Origin of the sequence: Rhodococcus sp. ARP2, from assembly GCF_001029585.1 — a bacterium.
Taxonomy (GTDB): Bacteria; Actinomycetota; Actinomycetes; order Mycobacteriales; family Mycobacteriaceae; genus Rhodococcus_F; species Rhodococcus_F erythropolis.
In genome coordinates, this window is record NZ_LEKE01000005.1 from 1 (window position 1) to 1,004 (window position 1,004).

Annotated in this window: 1 pseudogene; it reads right to left on the minus strand. The window is 59.4% G+C overall.

Annotated elements, in window-relative coordinates:
- A pseudogene (locus tag ABX74_RS02050) lies at nt 1-973 on the minus strand (DUF11 domain-containing protein); the annotation flags it as partial.
- Nucleotides 974-1,004: the final 31 nt, after the last annotated feature.

The following is a 1,004-nucleotide window of genomic DNA, read 5'->3' on the forward strand; positions in this document are numbered from 1 at the left end:
CGTTGTCGAGAACCTTCGACAGATCATCGGTCAACACCACCGGATCAAGGGTCGTGTTACCCGTGTTCGCACCGGTCACCGTGTACGTGATCGTCTGACCAGCAGCAACATTGGTACCTGAGACCGGATCCGCAGTCTTCGCGACCGTGAACCCCGGAACCTGAACCGGATGCGTCGTGCACAGCTGAGTCGCCGGATCACACACCTCCGGAGGATCAACCGGAGGAGTCGTCCCCGGAACAACGAAGTTGAGCACCGTGTTGTCGGCATTCGCCGCAACGCGATCGGCATCAGCCTTGACCGTGACGGTGTACGTCACCGTCTTGCTCTCGCCGGCCGCCAAGGTCCCCGTCACCGAGAAACCATCCGTGCCGACCATCGCAGCAGTCAACGGAGCATCAGCACTCAAGCTGCCCGCAACCAGATCAGCATCGTCGAGCAGACCACGCAGATCGTCGAAGTACGCGACCTCACCCGCACCGTTACCGGTGTTCGTGAACGTGAGCGTGTACTTGATGTCCTGACCGGCAACAACATTCGAACCCGACACCGGATCAGAGGACTTCACCACAGCAATCTTCGGAGACACCACCGGATGCGTCGTGCACAGCTGAGTCGCCGGATCACACACCTCCGGAGGATCAACCGGAGGAGTCGTACCCGGAACAACGAAGTTGTTCACGAACACCCCACCGACCACATCGGCATTGACCTTCACCGAATACGTCACCGTCTTGCTTTCGCCGGCCGCCAAGGTCCCCGTCACCGAGAAACCATCGCTGCCGACCATCGTCGCAGCCAACGGAGCATCAGCAGTCAAACCACTCAATGCACCCTTGTCCACAACCTGACGCAGATCGTCGAAGTACGCGACCTCACCCGCACCGTTACCGGTGTTCGTGAACGTGAGCGTGTACTTGATGTCCTGACCGGCAACAACATTCGAACCCGACACCGGATCAGAGGACTTCACCACAGCAATCTTCGGAGACACCACCGGATGC